This window comes from Rhodopseudomonas parapalustris (genome assembly GCF_053772255.1).
The window spans coordinates 125,370-151,472 of the sequence record NZ_JAMKBZ010000001.1 but is presented as its reverse complement, the minus strand read 5'-3'; the positions used below and the strand labels follow the sequence as shown (position 1 = coordinate 151,472).

The window sequence follows — 26,103 nt, the reverse complement described above, 5'->3', positions numbered from 1 at the left end:
ACATTCAAGTTCGTCATTCCGGGGCGCGCGAAGCGCGAGCCCGGAATCCATAACCCCTGCAGGGAGTATGGATTCCGGGCCTGGCCGCCAGCCGGCTTCGCCGACTGACGACCATCCCGGAATGACAATTGAGAGGGGACGTTCCTTGCACATTCTGATCCTTGGCGCCGCCGGCATGGTCGGGCGCAAGCTCACCGACCGGCTGCTGGCGGACGGGCGGCTCGGCAGCCGCGAGATCACCCGCATGACGCTGCAGGACGTGGTGGCGCCGATGCGGCCGCCGCACGCGTCGATCGCGATGACCACTGTGACCAGCGACCTCGCCGAGCCCGGTCAGGCGGCGGCGCTGGTGGCGCATCGGCCGGAGGTGATCTTCCATCTGGCGGCCATCGTCTCGGGCGAAGCCGAGGCGGATTTCGACAAGGGCTACCGCATCAATCTCGACGGCACCAAGCATCTGATCGATGCGATCCGCGCCGAGGGCGACGACTATCATCCGCGGCTGGTGTTCACCTCGTCGATCGCGGTGTTCGGCGCGCCGTTCCCGGATAAGATCGGTGACGAATTCCTGTCGGCGCCGCTGACCAGCTACGGCACCCAGAAGGCGATCTGCGAACTTCTGATCGCCGACTACACCCGCAAGGGCTTCTTCGACGGCGTCGGCATCCGCCTGCCGACGATCTGCGTCCGCCCCGGCAAGCCGAACAAGGCCGCGTCCGGCTTCTTCTCCAACATCATCCGCGAGCCGCTGAATGGCGAGGAGGCCGTGCTGCCGGTGTCGGACGAGGTGATGCATTGGCACGCTTCGCCGCGTTCGGCGGTCGGCTTCCTGATCCACGCCGCCACCATAGACACCGCCGCGATGGGGCCGCGCCGCAGCCTGTCGATGCCCGGGCTGCCCGCCACGGTCGGCGAGCAGATTGCCGCATTGGAGCGGGTTGCCGGCAAGGCCGTGGTTGAAAGGATCAAGCGCGAGCCCGATCCGACCATCATCGGCATCGTCGCCGGCTGGCCGCGCAACTTCTCGACCGACCGCGCCTTGAAGCTCGGCTTCACCACCGCGGAAAAGACCTTCGACGACATCATCCGCATCCACATTGAGGACGAATTGGACGGCAAGTTCGTGGCCTGACCAATGCACACGTCATCGCCGGGCTTGACCCGGCGACCCAGCTTTGTTCGCGTGATGGAGGCCCGGGCCTTCGCCGCGCCGAAGGGGGCTTCGGCCCCGCAGGCGGGTCGAGCCGGGCAAGGCGGGCGGGGTCGCGAATGGCGGCAGCGGTTCCGCATTCGCCCGGCCACCATGCCGTGAGCGGGGATGTCTTTATCTGATGGTCATCCTATAATAAATGCGAGTTCGAGTTTCATCGACCTTCGAGGAGAAAACGCCATGACTGCCAGCATCGTTGGATGGGCCCATATGCCGTTCGGCAAGTTCGACGCCGAAACCGTGGAAAGCATGATCGTCCGTGTCGCCACCGAGGCGATCGCCGACGCCGGGATCGCCGCGTCGGATGTCGACGAGATCGTGCTCGGGCATTTCAACGCCGGCTTCTCGCCGCAGGACTTCACTGCCGCGCTGGTGTTGCAGGCCGATCCGGCGCTGCGCTTCAAGCCGGCGACCCGGGTCGAGAACGCCTGCGCCACCGGTTCGGCCGCCGTGCATCAGGGCATCCGCGCGATCGAAGCGGGGGCCGCAAAGATCGTGCTGGTGGTCGGCGTCGAGCAGATGACCCGCACCCCGGGGCCGGAGATCGGCAAGAACCTGCTGCGCGCCTCGTATTTGCCGGAGGACGGTGACACGCCCGCCGGGTTCGCCGGTGTGTTCGGCATCATCGCTCAGAAGTACTTCCAGAGATACGGCGACCAGTCCGATGCGCTGGCGATGATCGCCGCCAAGAACCACCACAACGGCGTCGCCAACCCCTATGCGCAGATGCGCAAGGATTTCGGCTTCGAGTTCTGCCGCGCCGAAGGCGAGAAGAATCCGTTCGTCGCCGGTCCTTTGAAGCGCACCGACTGTTCGCTGGTCTCGGACGGCGCCGCGGCGCTGGTGCTGACCTCGGCTGAGAATGCCAAGGCGATGGGCAAGGCGGTCAACATCCGCGCCCGCGCCCATGCGCAGGACTTTCTGCCGATGTCCAAGCGCGACATCCTGCAGTTCGAAGGCTGCACCGTCGCCTGGCAGCGCGCGCTGGAGCAGGCCGGCGTCACGCTGAACGATCTGTCGTTCGTCGAGACCCACGATTGCTTCACCATCGCCGAGCTGATCGAATACGAAGCGATGGGCCTGACGCCGAAGGGGCAGGGCGCCCGCGCCATCAAGGAAGGCTGGACGCAGAAGGACGGCAAGCTGCCGATCAATCCGTCGGGCGGCCTCAAGGCAAAGGGCCATCCGATCGGCGCGACCGGCGTGTCGATGCATGTGCTGAGCGCGATGCAGCTGCTTGGCCAGGCGCCGGAAGGCATGCAGATCAAGGATGCTAAGCTCGCGGGCATCTTCAATATGGGCGGCGCGGCGGTCGCCAATTACGTGTCGGTGCTCGAACCGGCCAAGTAACCGACAGCCGGGGGGCGGTGGATGAATCTGGCGGAATGGCTTGCTGCGAGCGCCCGGCTACGGCCGGGCGCTCCGGCGCTGCTGACGGGCACCACGGTCGATGCCGATTACGCGACGTTCGCGTCGCGTGCGGCATCGTTCGGCGCGGCGCTGGCGCGCGATTACGGCATCGCGCCCGGCGATCGCGTCGCGTTGTTCGCGCATAATTGCACGCGCTATCTCGAAGCGCTGTACGGCATCTGGTGGGCCGGCGCGGTGGCGATCCCGATCAACGCCAAGCTGCACGGCAAGGAAGCGGCGTGGATCTGCAGCAACGCCGGCGCCAGTTTAGCGCTGATCTGTCAGGACACCGCCGGCACCTTCGATGAGGCGTCGGCCGATCTGCCGCCCGATCTGGCGGTGATGGCGATCGATAGCGAGCATTACAACCGCGCACGCAGCGGAGACGGTTTCACAGCGCCGGTCGCCCGCGATACGGACGATCTCGCCTGGCTGTTCTACACCTCCGGCACCACCGGCCGGCCCAAGGGAGTGATGCTCAGCCACGGCAATCTCGTGGCGATGTCGCTGAGTTATCTGGCCGACGTCGACGCGGTGACGCCGGAGGATGCGGCGCTGTATGCCGCGCCGATCTCGCACGGCGCTGGGCTCTACAACATGATCCACGTCCGGTTCGGTGCGCGGCATGTCGTGCCGGAGTCCGGCGGGTTCGATCCGGACGAGGTGCTGAGCCTCGGCAAGCAGCTCGGCAACGTCGCGATGTTCGCCGCTCCCACCATGATCAAGCGGCTGGTCGAAGCCGCCAAGCGTCGCGGCGAAACCGGCGAGGGGCTGCGCACCATCGTCTATGGCGGCGGTCCGATGTATCTCGCCGACATCCGCGAAGCGCTGAGCGTGATGGGCCAGCGTTTCGTGCAGATCTACGGCCAGGGTGAATCGCCGATGACGATCACCTCGCTGAAGCGCGCGCTGCACGCCGATGTCGATCATCCGCGCTTTCTCCAGCGGCTCGCATCGGTCGGCACCGCGCAGAGCGTCGTCTCGGTGCGGATCACCGGGGCGAATGGCGAGGTGCTGCCGCCGGGCGAGACCGGCGAGATCGAGGTCAAGGGCTCAACGGTGATGCTCGGCTATTGGAATAATCCGCAGGCCAACGCCGAGACGCTGAAGGACGGCTGGCTGCGCACCGGCGATGTCGGGCGCCTGGACGAAGATGGCTTCCTGACGCTGTCGGACCGCTCCAAGGACGTCATCATCTCCGGCGGCACCAACATCTATCCGCGTGAGGTCGAGGAAGCGCTGCTGACACATCCGGCTGTGCGCGAAGTGTCGGCGATCGGCGTCGCCGATCCGGAATGGGGTGAGAACGTCGTCGCCTGTGTCGTGCTCGCCGATGGCGCCGCGGCCGACGATACGACGCTCGACGCCCACTGCCTGGCCACGATCGCCCGCTTCAAGCGGCCCAAGCGCTACGTCTATCTCGACGCGCTGCCGAAGAATAATTACGGCAAGGTGCTGAAGACGGAGCTGCGGAAGATCGTGAAGTAATTCGGCAACAACTTCCGAGTCTCCTCGTCATGGCCGGGCTCGTCCCGGCCATCCACGCCTTCGGGCCATCGCGAATTCAAAGGCGTGGATGCCCGGCACAAGGCCGGGCATGACGAACTGATAGGTCCGAGAATGCCAAGGTCGCAAGATGCTGGAGGTCCCCCTCCGTTATCGCGAGCCACCGGGTCGGCGCGAAGCGCGGCCCGATGACAGGCTCCGCGAAGCCATCGAGCTCTCTGCACTGAGCTGGATTGCTTCGTCGCTGCGCTCCTCGCAATGACGGAGTTAGCTCATCACCCCCACCATAGCCGGACGATCGTCGCCGTTGATCCAGAGGCCGAAGGTGGTGCCGTCTTCGGTTGCGGCTTCGCGCAGCGATGCAATGCGGCCGAAATACACCGGGCCTTTCAGCCATAGATCGAGCTGCGTCGGTGGCTCTGGTGTCGGGGCGAGGTGACCGAGACATTGCGCGGCGATGCGCTGCGGGTGGGCCGAGGCGGCGGCGAAGCCGGTGGCGCGGGCGTAGATACCCGCGAGGTGCAGCGGATTGTAGTCGCCGGTGAGCGCCGCCCAGCGCAGCCGCTCGTCGCCAGCGACGGTCCATTGCGTCAGCGGCGGCAGCAACGGATCGATCGAAGGCGAAGCCATCGGCGCGCCGTCGTCGGCGCCGTGGCTCGCCGGCCCGTCGAAGCGGCCGCGATAATAGAATGTGGTGATGCTCTGCCACGGGCAATCGTCGCCTTGCATCAGTTGCGCCAGGACGTCGAGCTCGATGCCCTTGTCGTGCACCCGCCAGCCTGTCGCCCGCACGATCAGGTCGGACGCAGCATCGAGCTTGATCTCGCCGCTGCGGATCAGCCGGTTGCGGAGCTGCAGCGCACGCCAGATCGGCAGCGGCCAGTCCCGGCACATCAGCAGCGCCATCGTCAGCCGGAAGCCGGTGACATGCGGCGCCAGCAGCATTAGGCGGTCCGCGGTCGCCGCATCGTCGCGGCCCGCAGCGCGCTGCAAGGTCGCCAGCGCAGCAGGGCTGATCTGATAGCCGCGCCAGATGAAACTGAAATCCGGAAAGCCGTCTTTCGGATTCCAGCCGCGCGAGGGCGCAAGCGCGTTCAGCATCAGCGCCGGGCCGAATGGCGGCGCGGTGTAGGTTTCATGATGGGTGGTCATCGCCGCTCGTCTCGACCCAGTGAGGCGCGAAGTCAACGGTGCCGCGGCTGTTCGGTCAATGAGGGCAGTCAAAACCTTCCGCGTCGTGGATTTTGTCCCGCATGGCGCCATGCCGGGCGGCGGCTTGATCTCGGCGCGCCGGTCCCGTTACATCGCCGTGACGGTGCCGATCAGAGCGCCGCGAGTTGGAAGAGAAGCGCCGCGATGGGACCACTGGCGGGTACGACAATCGTCGACATGACGTCGGTGCTGATGGGGCCTTACGCCACCCAGATGCTCGGCGATTACGGCGCCGATGTCATCAAGATCGAATCTCCCGACGGTGACGTTACGCGGCAGATCGGGCCGGCGCGGCATCCCGGCATGGGGCCGGTGTTTCTCAACGCCAACCGCAACAAGCGCAGCATCTGCCTCGACCTCAAGCATGACGCCGGCCGCGCCGCCGCGCTGCGGCTGATCGCGCGCGCTGACGTGCTCGTCTACAACGTCCGCCCGCAGGCGATGGCGCGGCTGAAACTGGGCTACGGTGATGTCGCGCCGCTCAATCCGCGGCTGATCTATGCCGGCGTATTCGGCTTCGGCCAGGATGGGCCGTATGCGGCCAAGCCGGCCTATGACGATCTGATCCAGGGCGCCACCGCGCTGCCGGCGCTGAATGCGCGCGTCGGAGACGGCACGCCGCGCTACGTGCCGAATGCCCTGGTGGACCGCATCGTCGGGCTCACCGCCGTCGGCGCGATCTGTGCGTCGCTGGTCCATCGCGACCGCACCGGCAAGGGCCAGCGGCTCGACATCCCGATGTTCGAAACGATGGCGAGCTTCGTGATGGGCGATCACCTCGGCGGGCTCACCTATGAGCCGCCGCTCGATCGCGGCGGCTATGCGCGGCATCTGTCGCCGGACCGCCGGCCTTACCAGACCGCCGATGGCTACATCTGCGCGATGGTCTACAACGACAAGCAGTGGATCAGCTTCCTCACCGCGGTCGGCCGCGACGATCTTTTGGCGGACGACCGCTACACCAGCTTCGCCCGGCGCGCGGTGAAAATCGACGTGGTCTATGCCGAGCTGGCGCGGATCTTCCTGACCAGGACCACGGAGGAGTGGGTGACACTGCTCGACGAAGCCGACGTACCGGCGATGCGGATGCACGATCTCGAAAGCATCCTGCATGACCCGCATCTGGTCGCGACGGATTTCTTCCCCATCGTCCAGCATCCCAGCGAAGGCGCGATCCGCGACATGAAGGTCTCGGCGACCTGGTCGGACACCAAGGTCGAACGCCAGCGCTTCGCGCCGCGGCTCGGCGAGCACGGCGCCGAGGTACTGCGCGAGGCGGGCTATGGCGACGCCGAGATCGCGGCGCTGGCGGAATGCGGGGCGCTGAAGTTGCTGCAGGATAGCTGAGCCGATGAAGCAAGCAGGAGCATTGCTTAATCGCGTTGCTGGGGGGCCCGCACAGCGCCTGTTCTCCCTCTCCCGCTTGCGGGAGAGGGCTGGGGTGAGGGCTCTTGCCACACGCTCAGTGCCCGCGGCCCCCCACCCCCGACCCCTCCCCGCAAGGGGGAGGGGAGCGCGCTGTGCTCGGCGCGATGCTGATCGCCTTGATCACAATCGGTCTCTCGTTCGTCATTCCGGGATGCGCTGCGTCAGCAGCGCAGACCCGGAATCCCGAGATCGTCGCGCACAGAGATTCCGGGTTCGTGAGCTGCGCTCACGCCCCGGAATGACGTTGAGAGGCCATGCGCACCGAGAACAGGTGTCCACGTCATGAGCTACATCACCGGCGTCGGCCTCACGCGGTTCGGCAAGATCGACGGTTCGACCACGCTCGGCCTGATGCGCGAGGCGGCGGAGGCGGCGATTGCGGATGCGGGGCTGAAGCGCGGCGACATCGACGGGCTGCTCTGCGGCTATTCGACCACGATGCCGCACATCATGCTGGCGACGGTGTTCGCCGAGCATTTCGGCATCCGCCCAAGCTACTGCCACGCGGTACAGGTCGGCGGCGCCACCGGCATGGCGATGGCGATGCTGGCGCATCAGCTCGTCGAGAGCGGCGCGGCGAACAACATCCTGGTGGTCGGCGGCGAGAACCGGCTGACCGGCCAGAGCCGCGACGCCTCGGTGCAAGCGCTGGCCCAGGTCGGTCACCCGATCTACGAAGTGCCGCTCGGTCCGACGATCCCGGCCTATTACGGCCTGGTCGCGTCGCGCTATATGCACGACCATGCGGTCACCGAGGAAGACCTCGCCGAACTCGCGGTGCTGATGCGGACCCATGCGCTCAGTCATCCCGGCGCGCAGTTTCACGAGCCGATCAGTGTCGCCGATGTGATGGCGTCGAAGCCGATCGCCTCGCCGCTGAAGCTGCTCGACTGCTGCCCGGTGTCGGACGGTGGCGCCGCGCTGGTGATCAGCGCGCAGCCGACCACCGCGTATAGCATCAAGGTGCGCGGCTGCGGCCAGGCGCACACCCATCAGCATGTCACGGCGATGCCGGCCGAAGGGCCGTCCGGCGCCGAGCAGTCGATCGCACGCGCCAAGGCGGCGAGCGGGGTCACGGTGTCCGACATGCGTTACGCCGCGGTGTACGACAGCTTCACCATCACGCTGTTGATGCTGCTGGAAGACCTCGGGCTCGCAGGCCGCGGGGAAGCGGCGGCGCGGGCGCGTGACGGATACTTCTCGCGCGACGGCGCGATGCCGCTCAACACCCATGGCGGCCTGTTGTCCTACGGCCATTGCGGCGTCGGCGGCGTGATGGCGCATTTGGTCGAGACGCATCTGCAGATGACCGGGCGCGCCGGCGACCGTCAGGTGCGCGATGCATCGATGGCGCTGCTGCACGGCGATGGCGGCGTGCTGTCGTCGCATGTCAGCATGATCCTGGAGCGGGTGCGATGAGCGAGATGGCGATGCCCGATTGGACCTGCGGCGAGCCGACGATCACCTATCAGCACTGCGGCCGCTGCGGCGCGGTGCAGTATTTCCGTCGCGACTTCTGCTCGGCCTGCGGCAGCGACGATCTGCATACGCTGGCCGCGAGCGGCGAAGGCGTGGTCTACGCCGCGACTTTGGTGCATCGAGCTGCCACGGCTGAGGCGCGCGTGCATGTCCCGTTCAAGATCGTGCTGGTCGATTGCGCCGAGGGATTCCTAATGATGGGGCACGGCGCGCACGATGTTGAGATCGGCGACCGCGTCCGCGCCGGCTTCACGCAGTTCACCGGGCAACTGGTGCCGTTCTTCGAAAAGACAGCGCGCTGAACGCTGGAATGGCGAGCGGGCGCCTGCAGCGCCCGCCGCCTTGCTCGATAGTCGCGGAACGTCAGCCGCACCACACCCGGACGACACGCTCCGTGGTCGGATCGAGTTCGATATTGCCGCGATCAGTCCGATAGCCGGTGTCGAGCGCATCGCCGGTGTGATAGATACGGAGCACCTTGCCTGTCAGGTCGCACTCCGACGTCGTTGCGGTGAAGATCAGCCACGGAATCGGATCGTCGTCGCCGCGAGACAGCGAGATCGCCTGGGCCAGCTCTTCTGTCGCGCCGAACGTCGTCTCCTTGGTGTTGCTGCGGGCGTGGATGCGGACGCCGCATAGCTCCTTGCCGGGTCCCCAGTAATCGGCGGGGTCGCGCGGGATGGTCGCCTCGCCGACGATCGGCGTGATCATCGGTCGCACGATGCCGGTCGGTGCGTCGGCGACGAAGTCGAAATCCTGAATGCCGTCGGCCGGTGGCTGGATGTAGAACCAGGGGGACAGCCGTGGGTGCTTCCATCCGGAGGTCGGCACCGTTCCATGGGTGACGATGTGGATTTGCGGGGGCCTGGTCTTGACCAGGCTGAGATCAACCGAAGTGACTTCCAATACACGCTGCATTGCAAAGCTCCTTGGTGTTGAAACGCCAGGATGCTCAACCAGCGCGGGTGTCCAGTCCAGTGAAATTTGAACGACGGCGGTCGGGCGGCATCAAGCCGCCGAGCCGCCGCCATTCACGTCACAGCGCCGGACGTGCCATTGGCCTGGGTGCGTCGCCGCGGCGCACCAGCAGCAGCGCGATCAGCAAGGTCGGCGCCAGCAGGCACAGACCGAGCGAGGTGATCTGCACCTGTGACAGCGGATTGATGCCGCCCCCCGGCGTGGCCAGCACGAAGCCGCCGATCACCAACGCCACGCGCAGCGGCCATTCCAGCGCACCGGCGCGGCGCAGATCGCCGATGCCGACCTGATAGCCCTGGATGCCGCCGCAGATGCACACCGTGCCGAGCGCCGCCAGCCCGAGCAGGCCGAGCGCCGCCAGATACGGGCTCGGTCCCTGCAGCACTAGCGCCGGGTTCATCACGAAGAAGAACGGAATGAAGTAGATGATGCTGCCGACCCACATCGATTCCCAGCCCGTCTTCATCGCCGGGGATCCGGCGATGCCGGCGGCCGCAAAGGACGCGATGGCGACCGGTGGCGTGATCGACGACAGCATACCCCAATAGAAGATGAACATGTGCACCGCCATCCGGTTCAGCCCGAGCTTCTCGAGCGCCGGTGCCACCAGGATCGCCAGGAAGATGTAACAGGCGGTGGTGGTGAGGCCGAGGCCGAGGATCAGGCTGGTGATCGCGCACATCCCCAGCAGCAGGAAGGCGTTGTCGCCGGCGAGCCGCAGCAGGTCGGCGGCCAGGCTGGAGATCACCCCGGTCATCGAGAACGCGCCGATGAGCAGGCCGCAGCCGGCGAGGATGCCGATCAGCTCGACGAAGGTGCGGCCGTTGACTTCGAGGAAGCGGACGATGCTGCCTGAGGTCCACCTTGTGTCCTTGGAGAAGATCTGGTTGAGCACCAGCAGCAGCGCGGTGGCGTAGAACGGCGCGTGGCTCTCGCGCTTGAAATACAGCAGCATCACCACGAGCAGCGCGATCACGAAGGCGTAGTACCAGCCTTCCTTCAGCGTCTGCCACAGGCTCGGCAGCTCCGAACGCGGGATGCCTTCCAGTCCGTGCCGCGCCGCATAGGCGTCGACCTGCATGAACAGGCCGATGTAGTACAGCGTCGCCGGCACGATCGCCGCCAGCGCGACCTCGGCGTAGGACACGTTGAGGAACTGCGCGATCACGAAGGCGGTGGCGCCCATCACCGGCGGCGCCAGCACTGCGCCGGTGGAGGCGCAGGCCTCGATCGCCCCCGCATAGGAGGCGCGGAAGCCGCTCTTCTTCATCACCGGGATGGTCATGGTGCCGGCGGTGAGCACGTTGGAGATGATCGAGCCCGACATCATGCCGAGCAGCGCCGAGGCGAAGATGCAGACCTTGGCGGCGCCGCCGCGGAACGTGCCGCAGATCGAGAACGCCAGATTGATGAAGAACTTGCCGGCGCCGGTCAGCATCAGCGCGGTGCCGAACACCAGAAAGCCGATCACGGTGTCGGCGAACGCCTGGATCGGGATGCCGAGCAGGCTCTCGCCGGACAACACATGATAGGCGGTCGCCTGTTCCAGCGTCGACTGCGAGCCGCCGAGCGGGCCGAGCCAGCGCGCGCCGGCGAACAGCGGGTACACGGTGAAGGGAAAGATGCAGAGCAGCAGGCTCCAGCCGCCGGTGCGCCGCAACGCTTCCATCAACAGCGCCCACATCACCAGACCTGCGATGAAGACGTGGGTCGGCGCGCCGCCGAATTCCCATCCGGCCTCTGCCGCTTTGCGGATGGTGCTCATCAGCGCGAGCGCCGCGCCGATCGTGAGCAGAAACAGCGCGACGTCGTACAGCGGGACGCGATCGAGCCGCGCCGTCGGCGATGCCGGGAAGATCAGGAAGGTGAACGGCAGCATCAGCGCGATCAGGAGATAGAAATACTCCGTGTTGAGCTGGGTGTAGCCGACGAAGAATCGCAGCGAGAACTGCTGGTTGATGCACAGCAGGATGGTGGCCGCCGCGGCGACCACCAGAGCCCAGCGCCAGAAGCCGTGCAGGCTGCGCACCCGCGTGACTTCGGCTTCCTGCATGTTGTCGACCGAATGCGGATCGTCGAGCACGATCCGCTTGGTCGGGCGGGCGGCGGATTCAGCAGCGCGCATGGCGATGTCCCCGGTGCGGCGATGCGTTACTGCTCGAAGCCGTTAGGCAGGCCGGCGCGCTTCAACGCCGCCGCGCGCGCCGTCATCCAGCCGTCGCGGAATTCCTGCTCGCCGGATGGCGCCGCCGCCGCATATTGCTTCCACGCCGCGGCCAGCACTTCCTGGCGCTTGATCAGGCCGTCATTGTGCGTCTGATCGTCGGCGCTCCATTGTCCGGCTTCCTTCAGCGCCTTCACGGCGCCGGGATGGAACGGCACCACCCATTTCATTGTCTGGGTCTTGACCGCGAGGCCGGTGGCCCCCGGCGCATTGTCCTTGTAGGCGTCGTAATTGACGATCATCGACTTGGTGATCGAATACACCTGATCGGCCGATTGCGTCGCGTAGACAGTGGCGATCGGGTAGGGGTAGTTCGACAGCTCGATCGGCTTGCCGGGCTGATGCGCTGCGCCGCAGCTCGACATCGCCGGATTGAAGAACGGCGCGACTTTCTTGACCCGCTCCCACGCCGCCTTGTCGGCGTGCGGCATCGGCGGCCAGATCAGGCCGCGTGGCGAGTTCTCGGCCTCTCGTGCAGGACCGGTGATTGTGGTGCCGAATGCGGCGTCGACGTCGTTGTTGACCAGCCCCTTCCACATCGCGCCGTAGCTGGCGAACTCGACGATCTTGACGTCGTCCTTGGTCAGGCCGCCATAGGCCATGATTCCGAGTGCGTTCTGGTTGAGCGCCGGCGAGCCGACCACGAAGCCGACGCGCTTGCCGCGCAGATCCTTGATCTCCTTGACGCCGGTGTCGGCAGCGACGCCGAGCGAAGAGCCGTTGCAGTCGACGACGCTCAGCGTCATCTGCAGCGCCTGCGGCCCCCATTCCTTGGCGCCGAATTCGAACACGCCTTCCTGCGCGAAATAAGTGCCCGATCCCATCCAGGCGAGCTGGGCGCGGCCGTTGCGCAGCGGGGCGAGGCGGGCGACGTCGTTGCCGGCGGGCAGCACGCGGACGTCGGTGCCGTTCTTGTCCTTCATCATCTTGCCGACCGCGACGGCGATGTTGAAGCCGGCGGTGCCGGTGTCGTAGGCGGTGAACGCCATCGTGGCTGGTAGCTTGATGTCGTCGGCACGCGCATTGGTTGTGATGATCAGCGCGCAGCCCACGGCGAATGCCGCGAGCGGACCGAAACGTCCCGTCATGTCTCTCTCCCCGAACGCATCCGCTTTGCGGATTGCTTTGTTATCAAGGGAGCATGTCATCGCCTCGAAGTGATGGCAACGCGGTGCGGACGCTGTCTGCACTCCGCATCTCTATCGCATGATGCGACATTACGTCCCGCAATCGCGCATAGCGTGCAGGCCGCCGTGGAATACGCGCAAAGCGACGTCAGCTTTCGATCACCGCCACGAGCTGTCCTTCGGCGACGACGTCGTTGAGCGCGACGTGCAGCGACTTCAGAGTTCCGCCGGCGGGAGAGGGGACCGGAATTTCCATTTTCATCGCTTCGACGAAGGCGATGTCGTCCCCTTCGCCCACCCCGTCGCCGATCGAGAGCGGCAAGGCGCAGACGCGGCCGGCGACTTCGGTGACGATCTTGATCTCGGCCATCGGGTGTTCCTCCGTCGTGTTGTTGTTGTGGCGCCGGGTTCCGCTGCTGCGGCTGGAGCCAAAAATCTTGCGCCGAGTGGTCATGCGTGGGGCGTTGCGCGGCGCTCGTCGATGTTGTCGGGGGAATTTGCCTGATGTAGCTTTGTCTTCAAGCGGAATTATATTCCGCGGAGCGAAACAAGAACCAAGAAACGTAAGGTGCTCCGGGTAGGAACGATGAGTGCTCTCGGAGCATCGAGCATCATAACCACGCAGGACAAAAAGACATGGGACGACGCTCGGAACGACTGTGCAGGCAAGGGGATGTGGCCGGTGACGGCGACGTGATTCAGGTGGTGTCGCGCGCCTTCGACGTGCTGCGCTGCTTCGAAGGCCACGACGTTCGGCTCGGCAACCTCGAAATCTCCAATCGCTGCGGCTTGCCGCGCTCGACGGTGTCGCGTCTCACCCACACGCTGACCCGCATGGGCCAGCTCGTCTATCTGCCGCGCGACCAGAAGTACCGGATCGGCCCCAGCGCGGTCGCGATGAGTACCTCGATGACCCGCGGCCTGCAATTGCGCAATCTGATCCGGTCGCGCCTGCAGGAGGTCGCCGATCAGATTCCCGGCACCATCGGCTTCCTGCTCCCGGACCGGTTTCATCTGGTCTATCTCGAATTCGCCCGCGCCGCCCATGCGCTCGGCCTGCATTCGACCACCGGCAGCCGGATCGCGATCAGCCGCTCCGCCGCCGGCCACGCCTATGCCGCCTCGCTCGACGACAACGTCGCGGCGGCTCTGATCTCGGACATTCAGCGCGACACGCCCGCCGATGCGGCGCTGCTGAGCGAGCGAATCGATGCCGCTCGCGCGATGCTGAGCGAGCGCGGCTACGTGGTGTCGTGCGGTCTGTTCAGCCCGCACATCAACGGCATCGCGGTGCCGATCTGGTCGCCGCAGTACCAGACCTATGTGATGGTCACGATCGGCGTGCTGGCCGCGATGTACGACGAGCAGCGGCTGCACGACGAGATCGCACCGCTTCTGCTCAAGCTCGCCGGATCGATCGAGCCTCTGGTGCAGAATGCGGATGGCGGTCTGGTCGCGGTGCGCCCGGCGGGAAGCAACAACAAGAAGACGATCAGGCCGGAGGGAATGCATGAATTGGAAGCCGGAGCTCGACGAACTGGCCCGGCGCGAGAACTTCGCGCGGCAGATGGGCGGCGCCGACAAGGTCAAGCGCCAGCATGACCAGGGTCGGCTCACCGTTCGTGAGCGAATCGACCGGCTGTCCGACGCCGGCAGTTTTCACGAGATCGGCGCCGTTGCCGGTCTCGGCGAATACGACGCCAGCGGCGAACTGATCAATCTGACCCCGGCCAACTGTGTGTTCGGCCGGGCGAAGATCGACGGCCGCACCGTGGTGGTGGTCGGCGACGACTTCACCGTGCGCGGCGGTTCGGCCGATGCGTCGATCCAAGCCAAGCCGCAGATGGCGGAGGAGATGGCGCACGACTATCGCCTGCCGATCGTCCGTGTGATCGAAGGATCGGGCGGCGGCGGGTCGGTGAAGACGATCGAGAGCAAGGGCGCCGCCAATCTGCCCGGCGGCGTCAACGGCACTCGCTGGTACTCGTACACGACGGCGAACCTCGCCCAGGTGCCGGTGGTCGCACTCGGGCTCGGCTCGGTGGCCGGCCTCGGTGCGGCGCGACTCGCCGCCAGTCACTATTCGATCATGACCCGCAATTCGGCGATGTTCGTCGCCGGACCGCCGGTGGTGGCGCGACTCGGCCAGGATCTGAGCAAGCAGGATCTTGGCGGCGCCGACATCCAGACCCGCGCCGGCGCGATCGATCATGCGGTCGACACCGAGGAAGAGGCGTTCGCCTGCGTGCGGCGTTTCCTGTCCTATCTGCCGTCGTCGGTACACGAGCTGCCGCCGACGCTGCCCTGCGACGACGATCCGGAGCGGTCCGACGAGAAGCTGATGAAGGCGGTGCCGCGCAATCGCCGGCAGGTCTACAAGATGCGGCCGATCATCGAATCGGTGGTGGATCAGGGCTCGTTCTTCGAGATCGGCTCGGCGTTCGGCCGTTCGATCATCACCGGTCTGGCGCGGCTCGAGGGGCGGGCGGTGGCGCTGCTCGCCGGCGATCCGTATCACTATGGCGGATCGTGGACCTCCGACACCTGCCAGAAGGTCATTCGTTTCGTCGACCTCGCCGAGACCTTCCATCTGCCAGTGGTGTATCTGATGGATTGCCCCGGCTTCATGATCGGGCTCGAAGCCGAGAAGTCGGCGACGATCCGGCACGGCGTTCGGGCGATGACGGCGGTCAATCAGTCGACCGTGCCGTGGTGCACGATCATCGTCCGCAACGCCTTTGGCGTCGCCGGCGTGGTGCACCAGCCGGCCAACCGGTTCTCGATGCGCTACGCCTGGCCGTCGGCGTATTGGGGCTCGCTGCCGCTCGAAGGCGGCATCGAAGCGGCGTATCGCGCCGACCTCGACGCCGCGGACGACCGCGATGCCAAGATGCGCGAGATCGAGGACCGGCTGAACAAATTGCGCTCGCCGTTCCGTTCGGCCGAGAAATTCTGGGTCGAGGAGATCGTCGATCCGCGCAAGACCCGCTCGCTCCTGTGTGAATTCGCCCGCCTAGCCGAACCGCTGCGCACGCCCGGCATCGCGACGGGCATGCGGATGCGGCCGTAGGTCTTCGAACCTCTCCCCGCAGCGCGGGGAGAGGGGTCAGGCAGCGCTCCTGTTCACGCCACCGCCGGCTTGGCCGCCTTGCCGATGGTCAGCGCGGCCGCGGCGGCGATCACGCAGAGGGCGCCGGCGATGAAGAATGCCGGCAGGTAGCTCGCCAGCAGGTCGCGCGACAGGCCGGCACCGAATGCGGCGGTGGCGGCGCCGAGCTGATGGCCGGCGAAGATCCAGCCGAACACCAGATTGGCGCGCTCAGGGCCGAATTTCTGTGCCGTCAGCCGCACCGTCGGCGGCACGGTGGCGACCCAGTCGAGTCCATAGAACACCGCGAACAGCGACAGGCCGTAGAACGAGAAGTCGGTGAACGGCAGCGCCAGCAGGCTGAGGCCGCGCAGGCCGTAGTACCAGAACAGCAGCCAGCGATTGTCGTAGCGGTCGGCCAGCCAACCCGACAGGATGGTGCCGATGAAATCGAACACGCCCATCGCTGCGAGCAGGCCCGCGGCCTGCACCTGCGGGATGTTGAAGTCGGCGCAGAGCGGGATCAGGTGAACCTGCACCAGGCCGTTGGTCGACGCGCCGCAGATGAAGAAGGTGCCGAACAGCACCCAGAACACCCGCGTCTTGGCCGCGTCGCGGAGCGCGCCGAGTGCGGCCGCTGCGATCGAGCCCGGCACAGCCTGGGCCGACAGCGGCACCGGCTCAGTGCTGGGGTCGCCATAGGGCCGCAGCCCGACGTCGCTCGGCCGGTTGCGCATCGCGATCAACACCGCGACCGCGGCGACGCCGATCAGCGCGCAGACGTAAGCCATCGCGATCCGCCAGCCGTAGCGCTCGGTGAGCGCGGCGAGCAGCGGCAGGAAAACGAGCTGGCCGGTGGCGACGCTCGCGGTCATCATGCCGATCACCAGGCCGCGGCGGGCGACGAACCAGCGCGTCGCCACCGTGGCGCCGAGCACCAGCGCGGTGAGGCCGGTGCCGACGCCGACCACCACGCCCCACAACAACATCAATTGCCACAGCGAGGTCATCGCCAGCGACGCGATCAGCCCGATGGCGACGACCAGCAGCGCCGTCAGCGTCACCTGGCGCAGGCCGAACCGGTTCATCAGCGCCGCGGCGAACGGCGCCATCAGTCCGAACAGCACGAAGCGGATCGACAGCGCCGACGAAATGTCGGCGGTGCTCCAGCCGAATTCCTGCTGCAGCGGCACGATGAATACGCCGGGCGCACCGACGGCACCGGCATTGACCAGAGCGGTGAGGAAGGTGACGCCGACCATCACCCAGCCGTAATGGATGTTGCGGCGGGCCAGCGCGGCAGCGAGGGCGTCGGAGATCATGCGGCGATCCTGTCGGCGAGCACGGCGCGCTCTGAGGCGGACCGGCCAATTGAGAATGATGGTCATCATATAAGCTGCGCGCCGCAAAGCAACATGAGGATTTGCGAAGTTCCCGTGAACAGAACTCAGTGTTTGCGGTTCACGAACTCCGCCATCAGCCGCTGCGGCTCGCCGGTGAGATAGGCCTGACCGAACACCTTGACCGAATGCGCCACAGCCTGCGGCAGAGGCATATCCTCCCAGGCCGCCAGCAGTGCCTTCTGCGCCCGGATCGCCTCCGGCGCACCAGCGAGCAGGGCGCCGACCAGATGCTCGACGGCGGCGTCGAGGCTCCCGGGCGCGGCGATCTTGTCGATCAGGCCCCAGGCCAGGGCGGTGTCCGCATCGATGTTCTCGGCGGCCATCACCAGCCAGCGGGTGCGCGCCCAGCCGATCAGCCGTGGCAGCAGGGCGGCATGGATCACCGAGGGAATCCCGACCCGCACCTCGGGCATGCCGAATTTGGCGTCGTGCGCGGCGACGCGGAAATCGCAGGCTGCGGCGAATTCGAGTCCGCCGCCGAGGCACCAGCCCGGAATCCGCGCGATCACCGGGCAGGGCACCGCGCGCACGGCCTCGCATAGTTCAGCGAGACCGGTGATGAAGCGCTCAGCCGAACTCTGATCCAGCGTCGCCATCTCGTTGATATCGGCTCCGCCGATCATGCTGCGCTCGCTCTGGCCGGCGACGATCAGCACGCGCAGGCTCGCGTCTTCGGCGAGCTGCTGCAGTCCATCGCGGACACCAGTGATCACCGCGGTGTTGAGGATGTTGAGCTTGCCCGCATTGCAGATGGTGAGACGGGCGACGCCGCGGGAATCGCGGTCGACGCCGCAATGGGTGTTGAGCATCTGCATGTTGAATCTCGTCAGCGGAGGGTGGGACAGGTGCGGCATCATGCCCGGCGACGCCAGGGGGCTGTCAAGCTGCATCCCATGCTCACCGCTTGCCGCGACCGCAGCGGGAATATATGATGATCATAATTCCAATCAGGAGCTGACCAATGACGTTGCTCGATTCCGCCGCGCCGCCCGATCTCGCCGGCCTGTTCGCACCGGCGCAGCGCCGCAGCCGCACCGTCGACTGGCAGGAGCCCGTGCCGGTCGCCCGTGCGGCGATGATGATGTCCGGTCTGGAGGTGATGCAGGCGATCCGGGATGGTCGGTTGCCGCCGCCGCCGCTGGCGCGACTGATCGGCTTCAAGATGGCCGAGGTCCATCCCGGTCGGATCGTAATGCAGCTCGATCCGGACCAGAGCCTGGAGAACACCGCGGGCCTGCTCCACGGCGCGATTGCAGCCGCGTTGCTCGACACCGCGATGGGCTGCGCGATCTCGACGCGCCAGCCGGCCGGGCAGGGCTCGGTGACCATGGACCTGAAGCTCAGCTATCTGCGGCCGCTTTCGGTGCGGTCCGGCACGATCGTGGCCGAGGGGCGGGTGGTGAAGTTCGGCCGGCAGTCGAGCTATGCCGAGGGCTTCGTCTATGACGGCGCCGGCAAGCTGGCAGTGCACGCCACCGCAACTTTCGCGATGCTCGGCGCCGGGGATGCCGCGGCGCCGCATCCGCACGATTCCTGAGGTGATGCGAAACTTGAAGCAAACCGGCGCGTTCGGTGTCATAATATGATCCTGAACATGGCATGGATCGCCGATGCGCTATTCCAAGGAACATAAGCAGGAGACCCACGACCGTATCGTCCGGCGGGCGTCGGTTAAATTGCGCGAGAAGGGCGCGCACGGCATCGGCGTGGCCGATCTGATGAAGGATGCGGGCCTCACCCACGGCGGGTTCTACGCGCATTTCGCCTCGCGCGAGGCGCTGGTGATCGAGGCGTTCAGCTATGCGATGGACCGTTCGACCGAGCGCTGGCGCAAGCTGGCCGAGGATCTGCCGCCGGAGCAGCGACTTGCCGTCCTGGTCGACGGCTATCTCAGTGCCGGTCATCGCGACGATCCCGGCCGCGGCTGCGCGGTGCCGGCGCTCGGCGCCGAGATCGCACGCGAGAGCCCGAAGACCCGCAAGGCATTCGCCGCCAAGCTCGATCAGATGATCGACATGATCGCCACCGAATATGTCGGCTCGTCGCCCAAGGCGGCGCGCAAGCGGGCGATCGCGACGCTGGCGACGCTGATGGGAACCGTGGTGTTGGCGCGGATCGCCGGCAGCGGCGAATTGTCCGACGACATCCTGGCGGCCGGTCGCGCCGCGGCGCTGGCGGACGTCGGCGCGGCGCCGCCGAAACGGCCCGCCCGGGCGGGCGCGACAAAGCCGAAGAAGACCGCCGTCAAGGCTGCGGCGAGGACTGCCGCGCACGACTGAAGCCAGCTTGCAGCGCGTTGCGGTACCGCGAGCGGTGGCCGCATGCCGCAGAGCGGCGGCCTCGCCATTTCGGCACAGGTGTCGCGCGTGCAGGGCCTTCCCAAACCTGAAAAAATTCTGTTCAAGGGGAATAGAACACAGCCTTTCAGGAGGAAGTCCATGCGCACGGTCGGGCATTTCATCGGCGGCAAAGAGGTCGAGGGCAAGTCGGGGCGTTTCGCCGACGTGTTCGAGCCGATGACCGGCGAGGTGAAGGCCAAAGTCGCCCTCGCCACTAAAGCCGAGCTTCGCGCAGCGGTGGAGAACGCCAAGGCCGCGCAGCCGGAATGGGGCGCCACCAATCCGCAGCGCCGCGCCCGCGTGCTGATGAAGTTTCTCGAACTGGTGCAGCGCGATTACGACAAGCTCGCCGAGCTGCTCGCGCGCGAGCACGGCAAGACCATCCCGGACGCCAAGGGCGACATCCAGCGCGGCCTCGAAGTCGCCGAGTTCGCCTGCGGCATTCCGCATCTGATGAAGGGCGAATACACCGAAGGCGCCGGCCCCGGCATCGACATCTATTCGATGCGGCAGCCGCTCGGCGTCGTCGCCGGCATCACCCCGTTCAATTTCCCGGCGATGATCCCGATGTGGAAGTTCGCGCCGGCGATCGCCTGCGGCAACGCCTTCATCCTGAAGCCGTCGGAGCGTGACCCCGGCGTGCCGATGGCGCTGGCGGCGCTGATGCTCGAAGCCGGTCTGCCGCCGGGCATCCTCAACGTCGTCAACGGCGACAAGGAAGCGGTCGACGCCATCCTCGACGATCCGGACATCAAGGCGGTGGGCTTCGTCGGCTCCTCGCCGATCGCGCAGTACATCTACGAGCGCGCGGCGCAGACCGGCAAGCGGGCGCAGTGCTTCGGCGGCGCCAAGAATCACGCCATCATCATGCCGGATGCCGACATCGACCAGACCGTCGACGCACTGATCGGCGCCGGTTACGGTTCGGCCGGCGAACGCTGCATGGCGATCTCGGTCGCGGTGCCGGTTGGCAAGGCCACCGCGGATGCGCTGATGGACAAGCTGATCCCGCGCGTCGAAGCACTGAAGATCGGTCCGTCGACTGATCCGACCGCCGATTACGGCCCGCTGGTGACCAAGGAAGCGCTGGAGCGCGTCAAGAACTACGTCGACATCGGCGTCAAGGAAGGCGCGACGCTGGCGGTCGACGGACGCGGCTTCAAGATGCAGGGCTACGAGAACGGCTTCTACATGGGCGGCTGTCTGTTCGACAACGTCACCAAGGATATGCGAATCTACAAGGAAGAGATCTTCGGCCCCGTCCTGAGCGTCGTCCGCGCCCACGATTATGCCGAAGCGCTGGCGCTGCCGTCGGACCACGATTACGGCAATGGCGTCGCAATCTTCACCCGCGACGGCGACGCTGCCCGCGACTTCGCCGCCAAGGTCAATGTCGGCATGGTCGGCATCAACGTGCCGATCCCGGTGCCGATCGCCTACTACACCTTCGGCGGCTGGAAGAAGTCCGGTTTCGGCGACCTCAACCAGCACGGCCCGGACTCGATCCGGTTCTACACCAAGACCAAGACCGTCACCTCGCGGTGGCCGTCGGGCGTCAAGGAAGGCGCGGAGTTTTCGATCCCGCTGATGAAGTAAGCGTCGGCTGCCATGCAGTTCGACCTCAACGAAGATCAGCGCGCCATCCACGAGATGGCGCGCGACTTCGCGGCCGAGAAGATCGCGCCGCATGCGCTGAAATGGGATGAAGATAAGCACCTGCCGCTGGATGTGATCCGGGAAGCGGCGGCGCTCGGCATCGGCGGCATCTACATTCGCGATGACGTCGGCGGCAGCGCGATGACTCGCTTCGACGCGGCGCTGATCTTCGAAGCGCTGGCGACCGGCTGTCCGTCGGTGTCGGCCTTCATCTCGATCCACAACATGGCGGCGTGGATGATCGACAGCTACGGCTCCGACGCGCAGCGTCAGCGCTGGCTGCCGAAGCTGTGCAGCATGGAGCAGGTCGCCAGCTACTGCCTGACTGAACCGGGTTCCGGCTCGGATGCCGCAGCGCTGCGCACCCGCGCGGTGCGCGACGGTGATCACTATATCCTCAACGGCCAAAAGCAGTTCATCTCCGGCGCCGGCGCCAACGACCTCTATGTCGTGATGGTGCGCACCGGCAGTGACGGTCCCGGCGGCATCTCGACGCTGGTGGTCGACAAGGACACGCCGGGCCTGTCGTTCGGCGCCAACGAGCGCAAGATGGGCTGGAACGCACAGCCGACCCGCACCGTGATTTTCGAGAACGCGCGGGTGCCGGTCGCCAACCGGCTCGGCGAGGAGGGCATCGGCTTCAAGATCGCGATGGCCGGTCTCGACGGCGGCCGGCTCAACATCGGCGCCTGCTCGCTCGGTGGTGCCCAGGCGGCGCTCGACAAGACGCTGGCCTACATGAAGGAGCGCAAGGCGTTCGGGAAGCGGCTCGACGAGTTCCAGGCGCTGCAGTTCCGGCTTGCCGACATGGCGACCGAATTGGAGGCTGCGCGCACCTTGCTCTGGCGCGCCGCCGCTGCACTCGACCGCAAGGATGCGGACGCCACCAAGCTGTGTGCGATGGCCAAGCGGTTCGCTACTGACGCTGGTTTCAACGTCGCCAACGAGGCGCTGCAATTGCACGGTGGCTACGGTTATCTCGCCGAATACGGCGTCGAGAAGCTGGTGCGTGACCTCCGCGTCCACCAGATCCTCGAAGGCACCAACGAAATCATGCGGCTGATCGTGTCGCGCAAGCTGCTCGAGGCCAATCGATGAATGGTGCCGTGACCGAACCCGATCTGATCGTCCGGCGCGAAGGCGCTGCCGGCGTGCTCCGGCTCAACCGGCCGAAGGCGATCAATGCGCTGACGCTGGAGATGGCGCGCGAGTTCGATGCCGCGCTCGACGCGTTCGCCGCGGATCCGCAAGTCGCGCTGGTGCTGGTCGAGGGCGCCGGCGAGCGCGGGCTGTGCGCCGGCGGCGACATCGTCGGGCTGTACAACAGCGCGCGCGAGGGCGGCGATCTCGGCAAGGTGTTCTGGCGCGAGGAATACATCACCAACGCCAAGATCGCGAAGTATCCGAAGCCTTACGTGGCTTTCATGGACGGTCTGGTGATGGGCGGCGGCGTCGGCGTCGCCGCGCACGGCAGCCACCGCATCGTCACCGACAAGACCAAGATCGCGATGCCGGAAGTCGGCATCGGCTTTTTCCCCGATGTCGGCGGCACCTGGCTGCTGACGCGCTCGCCCGGCGAGATCGGCACGTACTTTGGCCTCACCGGCGACATCATGAACGGCGCCGACGCGATCCACGCGCAGTTCGCCGATGCCTATGTGCCGACCACGAACTGGGCAGCGCTCCGCCAGGCGCTCACCGAGGCGCCGAGCGGCGCGTCGGCCGCGCAGGTCAGCGGCATCATCGCGCGTTTTGCGGAACAACCGGCCCAAGGCCCCGCCGAACTGCATCAGGCCGACATCGACCGCTGGTTCGGGCACGATCGGATCGAACAGATCGTTGCCGCGCTGGAGAGCGATCCGTCGGAGTTTGCGCAAGCCGCACTCAAGACTTTGCGCATCAAGTCACCGACCAGCCTCAAGGTGACGCTGAAGCTGCTGCGCGCCGCGCGGCACAGGGCGTCGTTGGAAGAGTGCCTGGTGCATGAATATCGCGCCGCGCTGCAGGTGTTCGTCAGCGACGATTTCGTCGAGGGCGTTCGTGCCGCGGTGATCGACAAGGACCGTCAGCCGAAATGGCGGCCTGCGACGATCGCTGAGGTGACGCCGGAGATCGTGGCGCGCTACTTTGATGATCGCGGCGACGACGAGCTGAAATTTCCGGGCTGAAGCACCGGAGACAGGCCAGGGGAAGGAACGGACATGACGGATATCGCATTCATCGGGCTCGGCAATATGGGCGGGCCGATGGCCGGCAATCTGGTCAAGGCCGGCCGCAAGGTCGCCGGGTTCGATCTGGTCGCGGCCTCGTGCGAGGCGGCGAAGGCCGAAGGCGTCACAATCGCGCCGACCGCGATCGACGCGGTGAAGGGCGCGGGCGTCATCGTCACCATGCTGCCGGCCGGCAAGCATGTGCTCGCGGTGTGGAACGAGATCCTGCCGCACGCCACCAAAGGCTCGCTGATCATCGATTGCTCGACCATCGACGTCGAAAGCGCAGTGCAGGCTCACGCGCTCGCCGCCAAGCACGATATCGCCTCGGTCGATGCGCCGGTGTCCGGCGGCACTGGCGGCGCCAAGGGTGCGACGCTGACTTTCATGGCCGGCGGCAGCGAGGCCGCGTTCGCGGCGGCCAAGCCGGTGCTCGACCAGATGGGCAAGAAGATCGTGCATTGCGGCGGTGCCGGCGCAGGGCAGGCGGCCAAGATCTGCAACAACATGATCCTCGGTATCTCGATGATCGGCGTGTCGGAAGCGTTCACGCTGGCCGAGAAGCTCGGCCTGTCGCATCAGGCGCTGTTCGATGTCGCCTCGACCTCGTCGGGCCAGTGCTGGTCGCTCACGAGCTATTGTCCGGTGCCCGGCCCGGTGCCGGCGTCGCCGGCCAACAACAGCTATAAGCCCGGTTTCGCCGCGGCGCTGATGCTGAAGGATCTGAAGCTGTCGCAGGAAGCCGCCAAGGCGGCAGGCGCTTCGACCCCGCTCGGCCAGCACGCCGCCGAGATCTACGCCGCGTTCGAACAGGCCGGCCACGGCGGCACGGATTTTTCCGGAATCATCAACTACCTGCGCGAGCAGGGGCGGAAGTAATCAGTCTGATGTCTGGCACGGCCGCTCCCCGATCCAGCCGTCATGCGCGGGCTCGACCCGCGCATCCATCGTTTTCGCAAGGATGATGGATGACCGGATCAAGTCCGGCCATGACGGATGAGGAAGTGGTTGCGGTCGCGCCTCGTAAGCGAGGTGCTTCATGACCACGTTCCAGCAAGCCCGTTCGTTCCTGCTCCAAAACCGCGCCGACTATGCAGCCGCGGTCGCCGGTTTCCGCTGGCCCGATCCGGTGCCGTTCAACTGGGCGCTCGACTGGTTCGACGCCGAGCTGGCAAGCAATCCGGACAGCCGCAACCGTCCCGCGCTGTGGATCGTCGACGGCACCACCGGCCGGGAGGAGAAGCCGAGCTTCGCGCATCTGTCGAAGCGCTCGAATCAGGTCGCGAACTATCTACGTGGCAAGGGGCTGAAGCGCGGCGATCATTTGCTGCTGCTGCTCGGCAACGTCGTGCCGTTGTGGGAGGTGATGTTGGCCGCGATCAAGCTCGGCCTCGTCACCATTCCGGCAACCACGCTGCTCACCCCGGAAGAGCTGCGCGACCGGCTCGACCGCGGCCGCGCCAAGGCGGTGGTCGCTGCGCCCGACCAGATCGCCAAATTCAAGGGCCTCGGCGGCGACGATCTGCTCCGCATCGTCGTCGGCGACGCCCAGGACGGCTGGCTCAATTACGACGGGACCGCGCTGCAGCCTGACGTCTTCACCCCGGACGGGCCGACCCAGGCCGACGATCCGATGCTGCTGTACTTCACCTCCGGTACCACAGCGAAGCCGAAGCTGGTGCGGCACAGCCAGCGCTCCTATCCGGTCGGGGCACTGTCGACGATGTTCTGGCTCGGGCTGCAGCCGGGCGACGTGCACCTGAACATCTCCTCCCCCGGCTGGGCCAAGCACGCCTGGAGCTGCTTCTTCGCGCCCTGGAACGCCGGCGCCACCGTGTTCGTCGTCAACCAACCGCGGTTCGACGCCAAGAGCCTGCTCGCGACCATCGGCCGTTGCGGCGTCACCACGCTGTGCGCGCCGCCGACGGTGTGGCGGATGTTCATCCAGGAGAAGCTGGCGGAGTACAAAGTCAGCCTGCGGGAGGTCTGCGGCGCCGGCGAGCCGCTCAATCCGGAAGTGATCGATCAGGTCAAGGCTGCGTGGGGGCTCACCATTCGCGATGGCTACGGCCAGACCGAGACCACCGCGATGGTCGGCAATTCACCGGGCCAGAAGGTGAAGATCGGCTCGATGGGTCGGCCGCTGCCGGGCTACGTCGTCAAGATCACCGATGCCGACGGTCAGCCCGCCAAGGAAGGCGAGATCACGCTGGCGCTCGGTGAAGCGCGCCCCGCCGGGCTGATGCAGGGTTATCAGGGCGAGGGCGGCAAGCTCACGGGCGCCGACGGCGAGGTGTATCGCTCCGGCGACGTCGCCTTCGCCGACGAGGACGGCTATCTGACCTTCGTCGGCCGCACCGACGACGTGTTCAAATCCTCGGACTACCGGATCTCGCCGTTCGAATTGGAGAGCGTGCTGCTGGAGCACGACCTTGTGGCTGAAGCCGCGGTGGTGCCGAGCCCGGATCCGATCAAGCTGGCGATCCCGAAAGCCTACGTGCTGCTCACCGCAAATGCCGAGCGCTCGCGCGATACCGCGCTGTCGATCTTCAAGCACATGCAGGGCCGGCTGGCGCCGTTCAAGCGGATCCGCAAGCTGGAGATCGTCAGCGAGCTGCCGAAAACGATCTCCGGCAAGATCCGCCGCGTCCAGCTCCGCCGCATCGAGCACGAGCAGGACCAGACCGAGAGCTTGCGCGGGCTCGAATTCTCAGAAGAGGACTTCCCGGAGCTGAAAGCCGCGCCGGCGAAGGAGGGGTGAGGGCGCAGCGCCCCCACCGGTCATTCCAGGGCGCGGGTATTCCGTAGGATGGGTTGAGCGCAGCGAAACCCA

Annotated in this window: 22 protein-coding genes; 15 read left to right on the top strand and 7 right to left on the bottom strand. The window is 66.4% G+C overall.

Annotated elements, in window-relative coordinates; genetic code table 11:
• Window positions 1–145 precede the first annotated feature (145 nt).
• The 3 genes from denD to M9H71_RS00745 all read left to right on the top strand — a co-directional run bounded on the left by denD (window position 146) and on the right by M9H71_RS00745 (window position 4,108).
• Window positions 146–1,132: a D-erythronate dehydrogenase gene (denD, locus tag M9H71_RS00755; protein ID WP_455403218.1), complete on the top strand. Its 987-nt coding sequence runs from the start codon at window positions 146–148 to the stop codon at window positions 1,130–1,132.
• Window positions 1,133–1,390: 258 nt separating this feature from the next.
• Window positions 1,391–2,560 carry an acetyl-CoA acetyltransferase gene (locus M9H71_RS00750; RefSeq protein WP_455403217.1) on the top strand — a complete coding sequence of 390 codons (1,170 nt, stop codon included), beginning with the start codon at window positions 1,391–1,393 and terminating at the stop codon, window positions 2,558–2,560.
• Between the two features lie 21 nt (window positions 2,561–2,581).
• Window positions 2,582–4,108: an AMP-binding protein gene (locus M9H71_RS00745; protein WP_455403216.1), complete on the top strand. Its 1,527-nt coding sequence runs from the start codon at window positions 2,582–2,584 to the stop codon at window positions 4,106–4,108.
• A gap of 285 nt (window positions 4,109–4,393) precedes the next feature.
• On the opposite strand, the gene M9H71_RS00740 is transcribed toward M9H71_RS00745, so the two are convergent.
• Entirely contained in the window at window positions 4,394–5,278 is an 885-nt protein-coding gene (locus M9H71_RS00740) for an acyl dehydratase (protein WP_455403215.1), read from the bottom strand.
• A gap of 204 nt (window positions 5,279–5,482) precedes the next feature.
• On the opposite strand from M9H71_RS00740, the gene M9H71_RS00735 reads away from it, so the two are divergent.
• From M9H71_RS00735 to M9H71_RS00725, 3 genes are all read left to right on the top strand, one after another.
• Window positions 5,483–6,685, top strand: coding sequence for a CaiB/BaiF CoA transferase family protein (locus M9H71_RS00735; RefSeq protein WP_455403214.1), 1,203 nt, complete (start codon window positions 5,483–5,485; stop codon window positions 6,683–6,685).
• A 363-nt stretch (window positions 6,686–7,048) separates the two neighbouring features.
• Window positions 7,049–8,185 (top strand): thiolase family protein, encoded by a 1,137-nt coding sequence (locus M9H71_RS00730; RefSeq protein WP_455403213.1) that lies wholly within the window; start codon window positions 7,049–7,051, stop codon window positions 8,183–8,185.
• A complete protein-coding gene (locus tag M9H71_RS00725) occupies window positions 8,182–8,547 on the top strand; it encodes a Zn-ribbon domain-containing OB-fold protein (RefSeq protein WP_455403212.1) in 366 nt (121 codons plus the stop codon). The genes M9H71_RS00730 and M9H71_RS00725 overlap by 4 nt, the downstream gene beginning before the upstream one ends.
• 61 nt (window positions 8,548–8,608) lie before the next feature.
• Here M9H71_RS00725 and M9H71_RS00720 read toward each other — a convergent pair whose 3' ends face one another.
• The 4 genes from M9H71_RS00720 to M9H71_RS00705 all read right to left on the bottom strand — a co-directional run bounded on the left by M9H71_RS00720 (window position 8,609) and on the right by M9H71_RS00705 (window position 12,944).
• Window positions 8,609–9,163: a hypothetical protein gene (locus tag M9H71_RS00720; protein ID WP_455403211.1), complete on the bottom strand. Its 555-nt coding sequence runs from the start codon at window positions 9,161–9,163 to the stop codon at window positions 8,609–8,611.
• A gap of 118 nt (window positions 9,164–9,281) precedes the next feature.
• A complete protein-coding gene (locus tag M9H71_RS00715; RefSeq protein WP_455403210.1) occupies window positions 9,282–11,348 on the bottom strand; it encodes a TRAP transporter permease in 2,067 nt (688 codons plus the stop codon).
• A 26-nt stretch (window positions 11,349–11,374) separates the two neighbouring features.
• Window positions 11,375–12,535, bottom strand: coding sequence for a TAXI family TRAP transporter solute-binding subunit (locus M9H71_RS00710; protein ID WP_455403209.1), 1,161 nt, complete (start codon window positions 12,533–12,535; stop codon window positions 11,375–11,377).
• Between the two features lie 187 nt (window positions 12,536–12,722).
• A complete protein-coding gene (locus M9H71_RS00705) occupies window positions 12,723–12,944 on the bottom strand; it encodes an acetyl-CoA carboxylase biotin carboxyl carrier protein subunit (RefSeq protein ID WP_455403208.1) in 222 nt (73 codons plus the stop codon).
• 266 nt (window positions 12,945–13,210) lie between these two features.
• Between M9H71_RS00705 and M9H71_RS00700 the strand changes: the two genes are divergently transcribed.
• Both M9H71_RS00700 and M9H71_RS00695 read left to right on the top strand, forming a co-directional pair.
• On the top strand, window positions 13,211–14,176 hold the full coding sequence (locus M9H71_RS00700) for an IclR family transcriptional regulator (protein ID WP_455403207.1): 966 nt from the start codon (window positions 13,211–13,213) through the stop codon (window positions 14,174–14,176).
• Entirely contained in the window at window positions 14,085–15,644 is a 1,560-nt protein-coding gene (locus M9H71_RS00695; protein ID WP_455403206.1) for an acyl-CoA carboxylase subunit beta, read from the top strand. The genes M9H71_RS00700 and M9H71_RS00695 overlap by 92 nt, the downstream gene beginning before the upstream one ends.
• 53 nt (window positions 15,645–15,697) lie before the next feature.
• Here the strand turns inward: M9H71_RS00695 and M9H71_RS00690 are convergent, their stop codons facing one another.
• Both M9H71_RS00690 and M9H71_RS00685 read right to left on the bottom strand, forming a co-directional pair.
• Window positions 15,698–16,984: an MFS transporter gene (locus M9H71_RS00690; protein ID WP_455403205.1), complete on the bottom strand. Its 1,287-nt coding sequence runs from the start codon at window positions 16,982–16,984 to the stop codon at window positions 15,698–15,700.
• Between the two features lie 125 nt (window positions 16,985–17,109).
• Entirely contained in the window at window positions 17,110–17,880 is a 771-nt protein-coding gene (locus M9H71_RS00685) for an enoyl-CoA hydratase (RefSeq protein WP_455403204.1), read from the bottom strand.
• A 146-nt stretch (window positions 17,881–18,026) separates the two neighbouring features.
• Here M9H71_RS00685 and M9H71_RS00680 point away from each other — a divergent pair, with 146 nt between their 5' ends.
• From M9H71_RS00680 to M9H71_RS00650, 7 genes are all read left to right on the top strand, one after another.
• Window positions 18,027–18,602 carry a PaaI family thioesterase gene (locus M9H71_RS00680; protein WP_455403203.1) on the top strand — a complete coding sequence of 192 codons (576 nt, stop codon included), beginning with the start codon at window positions 18,027–18,029 and terminating at the stop codon, window positions 18,600–18,602.
• A gap of 73 nt (window positions 18,603–18,675) precedes the next feature.
• Entirely contained in the window at window positions 18,676–19,344 is a 669-nt protein-coding gene (locus M9H71_RS00675; RefSeq protein ID WP_455403202.1) for a TetR/AcrR family transcriptional regulator, read from the top strand.
• Between the two features lie 159 nt (window positions 19,345–19,503).
• Window positions 19,504–21,000, top strand: coding sequence for a CoA-acylating methylmalonate-semialdehyde dehydrogenase (locus M9H71_RS00670; RefSeq protein ID WP_455403201.1), 1,497 nt, complete (start codon window positions 19,504–19,506; stop codon window positions 20,998–21,000).
• Window positions 21,001–21,012: 12 nt separating this feature from the next.
• Complete coding sequence (locus M9H71_RS00665) at window positions 21,013–22,158, top strand: isobutyryl-CoA dehydrogenase (RefSeq protein ID WP_455403200.1); 1,146 nt, start codon at window positions 21,013–21,015, stop codon at window positions 22,156–22,158.
• On the top strand, window positions 22,155–23,228 hold the full coding sequence (locus M9H71_RS00660; RefSeq protein WP_455403199.1) for an enoyl-CoA hydratase/isomerase family protein: 1,074 nt from the start codon (window positions 22,155–22,157) through the stop codon (window positions 23,226–23,228). The genes M9H71_RS00665 and M9H71_RS00660 overlap by 4 nt, the downstream gene beginning before the upstream one ends.
• A 33-nt stretch (window positions 23,229–23,261) precedes the next feature.
• On the top strand, window positions 23,262–24,149 hold the full coding sequence (gene mmsB, locus M9H71_RS00655) for a 3-hydroxyisobutyrate dehydrogenase (protein ID WP_455403198.1): 888 nt from the start codon (window positions 23,262–23,264) through the stop codon (window positions 24,147–24,149).
• 160 nt (window positions 24,150–24,309) lie between these two features.
• Entirely contained in the window at window positions 24,310–26,031 is a 1,722-nt protein-coding gene (locus M9H71_RS00650) for an AMP-binding protein (protein ID WP_455403197.1), read from the top strand.
• The last annotated feature ends 72 nt before the right edge of the window (window positions 26,032–26,103 follow it).

What these genes read in the sequence shown, in the direction of transcription:
- M9H71_RS00710 (WP_455403209.1), bottom strand. Translation starts at nt 12,535, where the DNA reads ATGACGGGACGTTTCGGTCCGCTCGCGGCATTCGCCGTGGGCTGCGCG.
- M9H71_RS00735 (WP_455403214.1), top strand. Translation starts at nt 5,483, where the DNA reads ATGGGACCACTGGCGGGTACGACAATCGTCGACATGACGTCGGTGCTG.
- M9H71_RS00675 (WP_455403202.1), top strand. Translation starts at nt 18,676, where the DNA reads ATGCGCTATTCCAAGGAACATAAGCAGGAGACCCACGACCGTATCGTC.
- M9H71_RS00670 (WP_455403201.1), top strand. Translation starts at nt 19,504, where the DNA reads ATGCGCACGGTCGGGCATTTCATCGGCGGCAAAGAGGTCGAGGGCAAG.
- M9H71_RS00680 (WP_455403203.1), top strand. Translation starts at nt 18,027, where the DNA reads ATGACGTTGCTCGATTCCGCCGCGCCGCCCGATCTCGCCGGCCTGTTC.
- M9H71_RS00725 (WP_455403212.1), top strand. Translation starts at nt 8,182, where the DNA reads ATGAGCGAGATGGCGATGCCCGATTGGACCTGCGGCGAGCCGACGATC.
- M9H71_RS00740 (WP_455403215.1), bottom strand. Translation starts at nt 5,278, where the DNA reads ATGACCACCCATCATGAAACCTACACCGCGCCGCCATTCGGCCCGGCG.
- M9H71_RS00695 (WP_455403206.1), top strand. Translation starts at nt 14,085, where the DNA reads ATGAATTGGAAGCCGGAGCTCGACGAACTGGCCCGGCGCGAGAACTTC.
- M9H71_RS00730 (WP_455403213.1), top strand. Translation starts at nt 7,049, where the DNA reads ATGAGCTACATCACCGGCGTCGGCCTCACGCGGTTCGGCAAGATCGAC.
- M9H71_RS00745 (WP_455403216.1), top strand. Translation starts at nt 2,582, where the DNA reads ATGAATCTGGCGGAATGGCTTGCTGCGAGCGCCCGGCTACGGCCGGGC.
- M9H71_RS00705 (WP_455403208.1), bottom strand. Translation starts at nt 12,944, where the DNA reads ATGGCCGAGATCAAGATCGTCACCGAAGTCGCCGGCCGCGTCTGCGCC.
- M9H71_RS00700 (WP_455403207.1), top strand. Translation starts at nt 13,211, where the DNA reads ATGGGACGACGCTCGGAACGACTGTGCAGGCAAGGGGATGTGGCCGGT.
- mmsB (WP_455403198.1), top strand. Translation starts at nt 23,262, where the DNA reads ATGACGGATATCGCATTCATCGGGCTCGGCAATATGGGCGGGCCGATG.
- M9H71_RS00750 (WP_455403217.1), top strand. Translation starts at nt 1,391, where the DNA reads ATGACTGCCAGCATCGTTGGATGGGCCCATATGCCGTTCGGCAAGTTC.
- M9H71_RS00650 (WP_455403197.1), top strand. Translation starts at nt 24,310, where the DNA reads ATGACCACGTTCCAGCAAGCCCGTTCGTTCCTGCTCCAAAACCGCGCC.
- M9H71_RS00720 (WP_455403211.1), bottom strand. Translation starts at nt 9,163, where the DNA reads ATGCAGCGTGTATTGGAAGTCACTTCGGTTGATCTCAGCCTGGTCAAG.
- M9H71_RS00685 (WP_455403204.1), bottom strand. Translation starts at nt 17,880, where the DNA reads ATGCAGATGCTCAACACCCATTGCGGCGTCGACCGCGATTCCCGCGGC.
- M9H71_RS00665 (WP_455403200.1), top strand. Translation starts at nt 21,013, where the DNA reads ATGCAGTTCGACCTCAACGAAGATCAGCGCGCCATCCACGAGATGGCG.
- M9H71_RS00690 (WP_455403205.1), bottom strand. Translation starts at nt 16,984, where the DNA reads ATGATCTCCGACGCCCTCGCTGCCGCGCTGGCCCGCCGCAACATCCAT.
- M9H71_RS00660 (WP_455403199.1), top strand. Translation starts at nt 22,155, where the DNA reads ATGAATGGTGCCGTGACCGAACCCGATCTGATCGTCCGGCGCGAAGGC.
- M9H71_RS00715 (WP_455403210.1), bottom strand. Translation starts at nt 11,348, where the DNA reads ATGCGCGCTGCTGAATCCGCCGCCCGCCCGACCAAGCGGATCGTGCTC.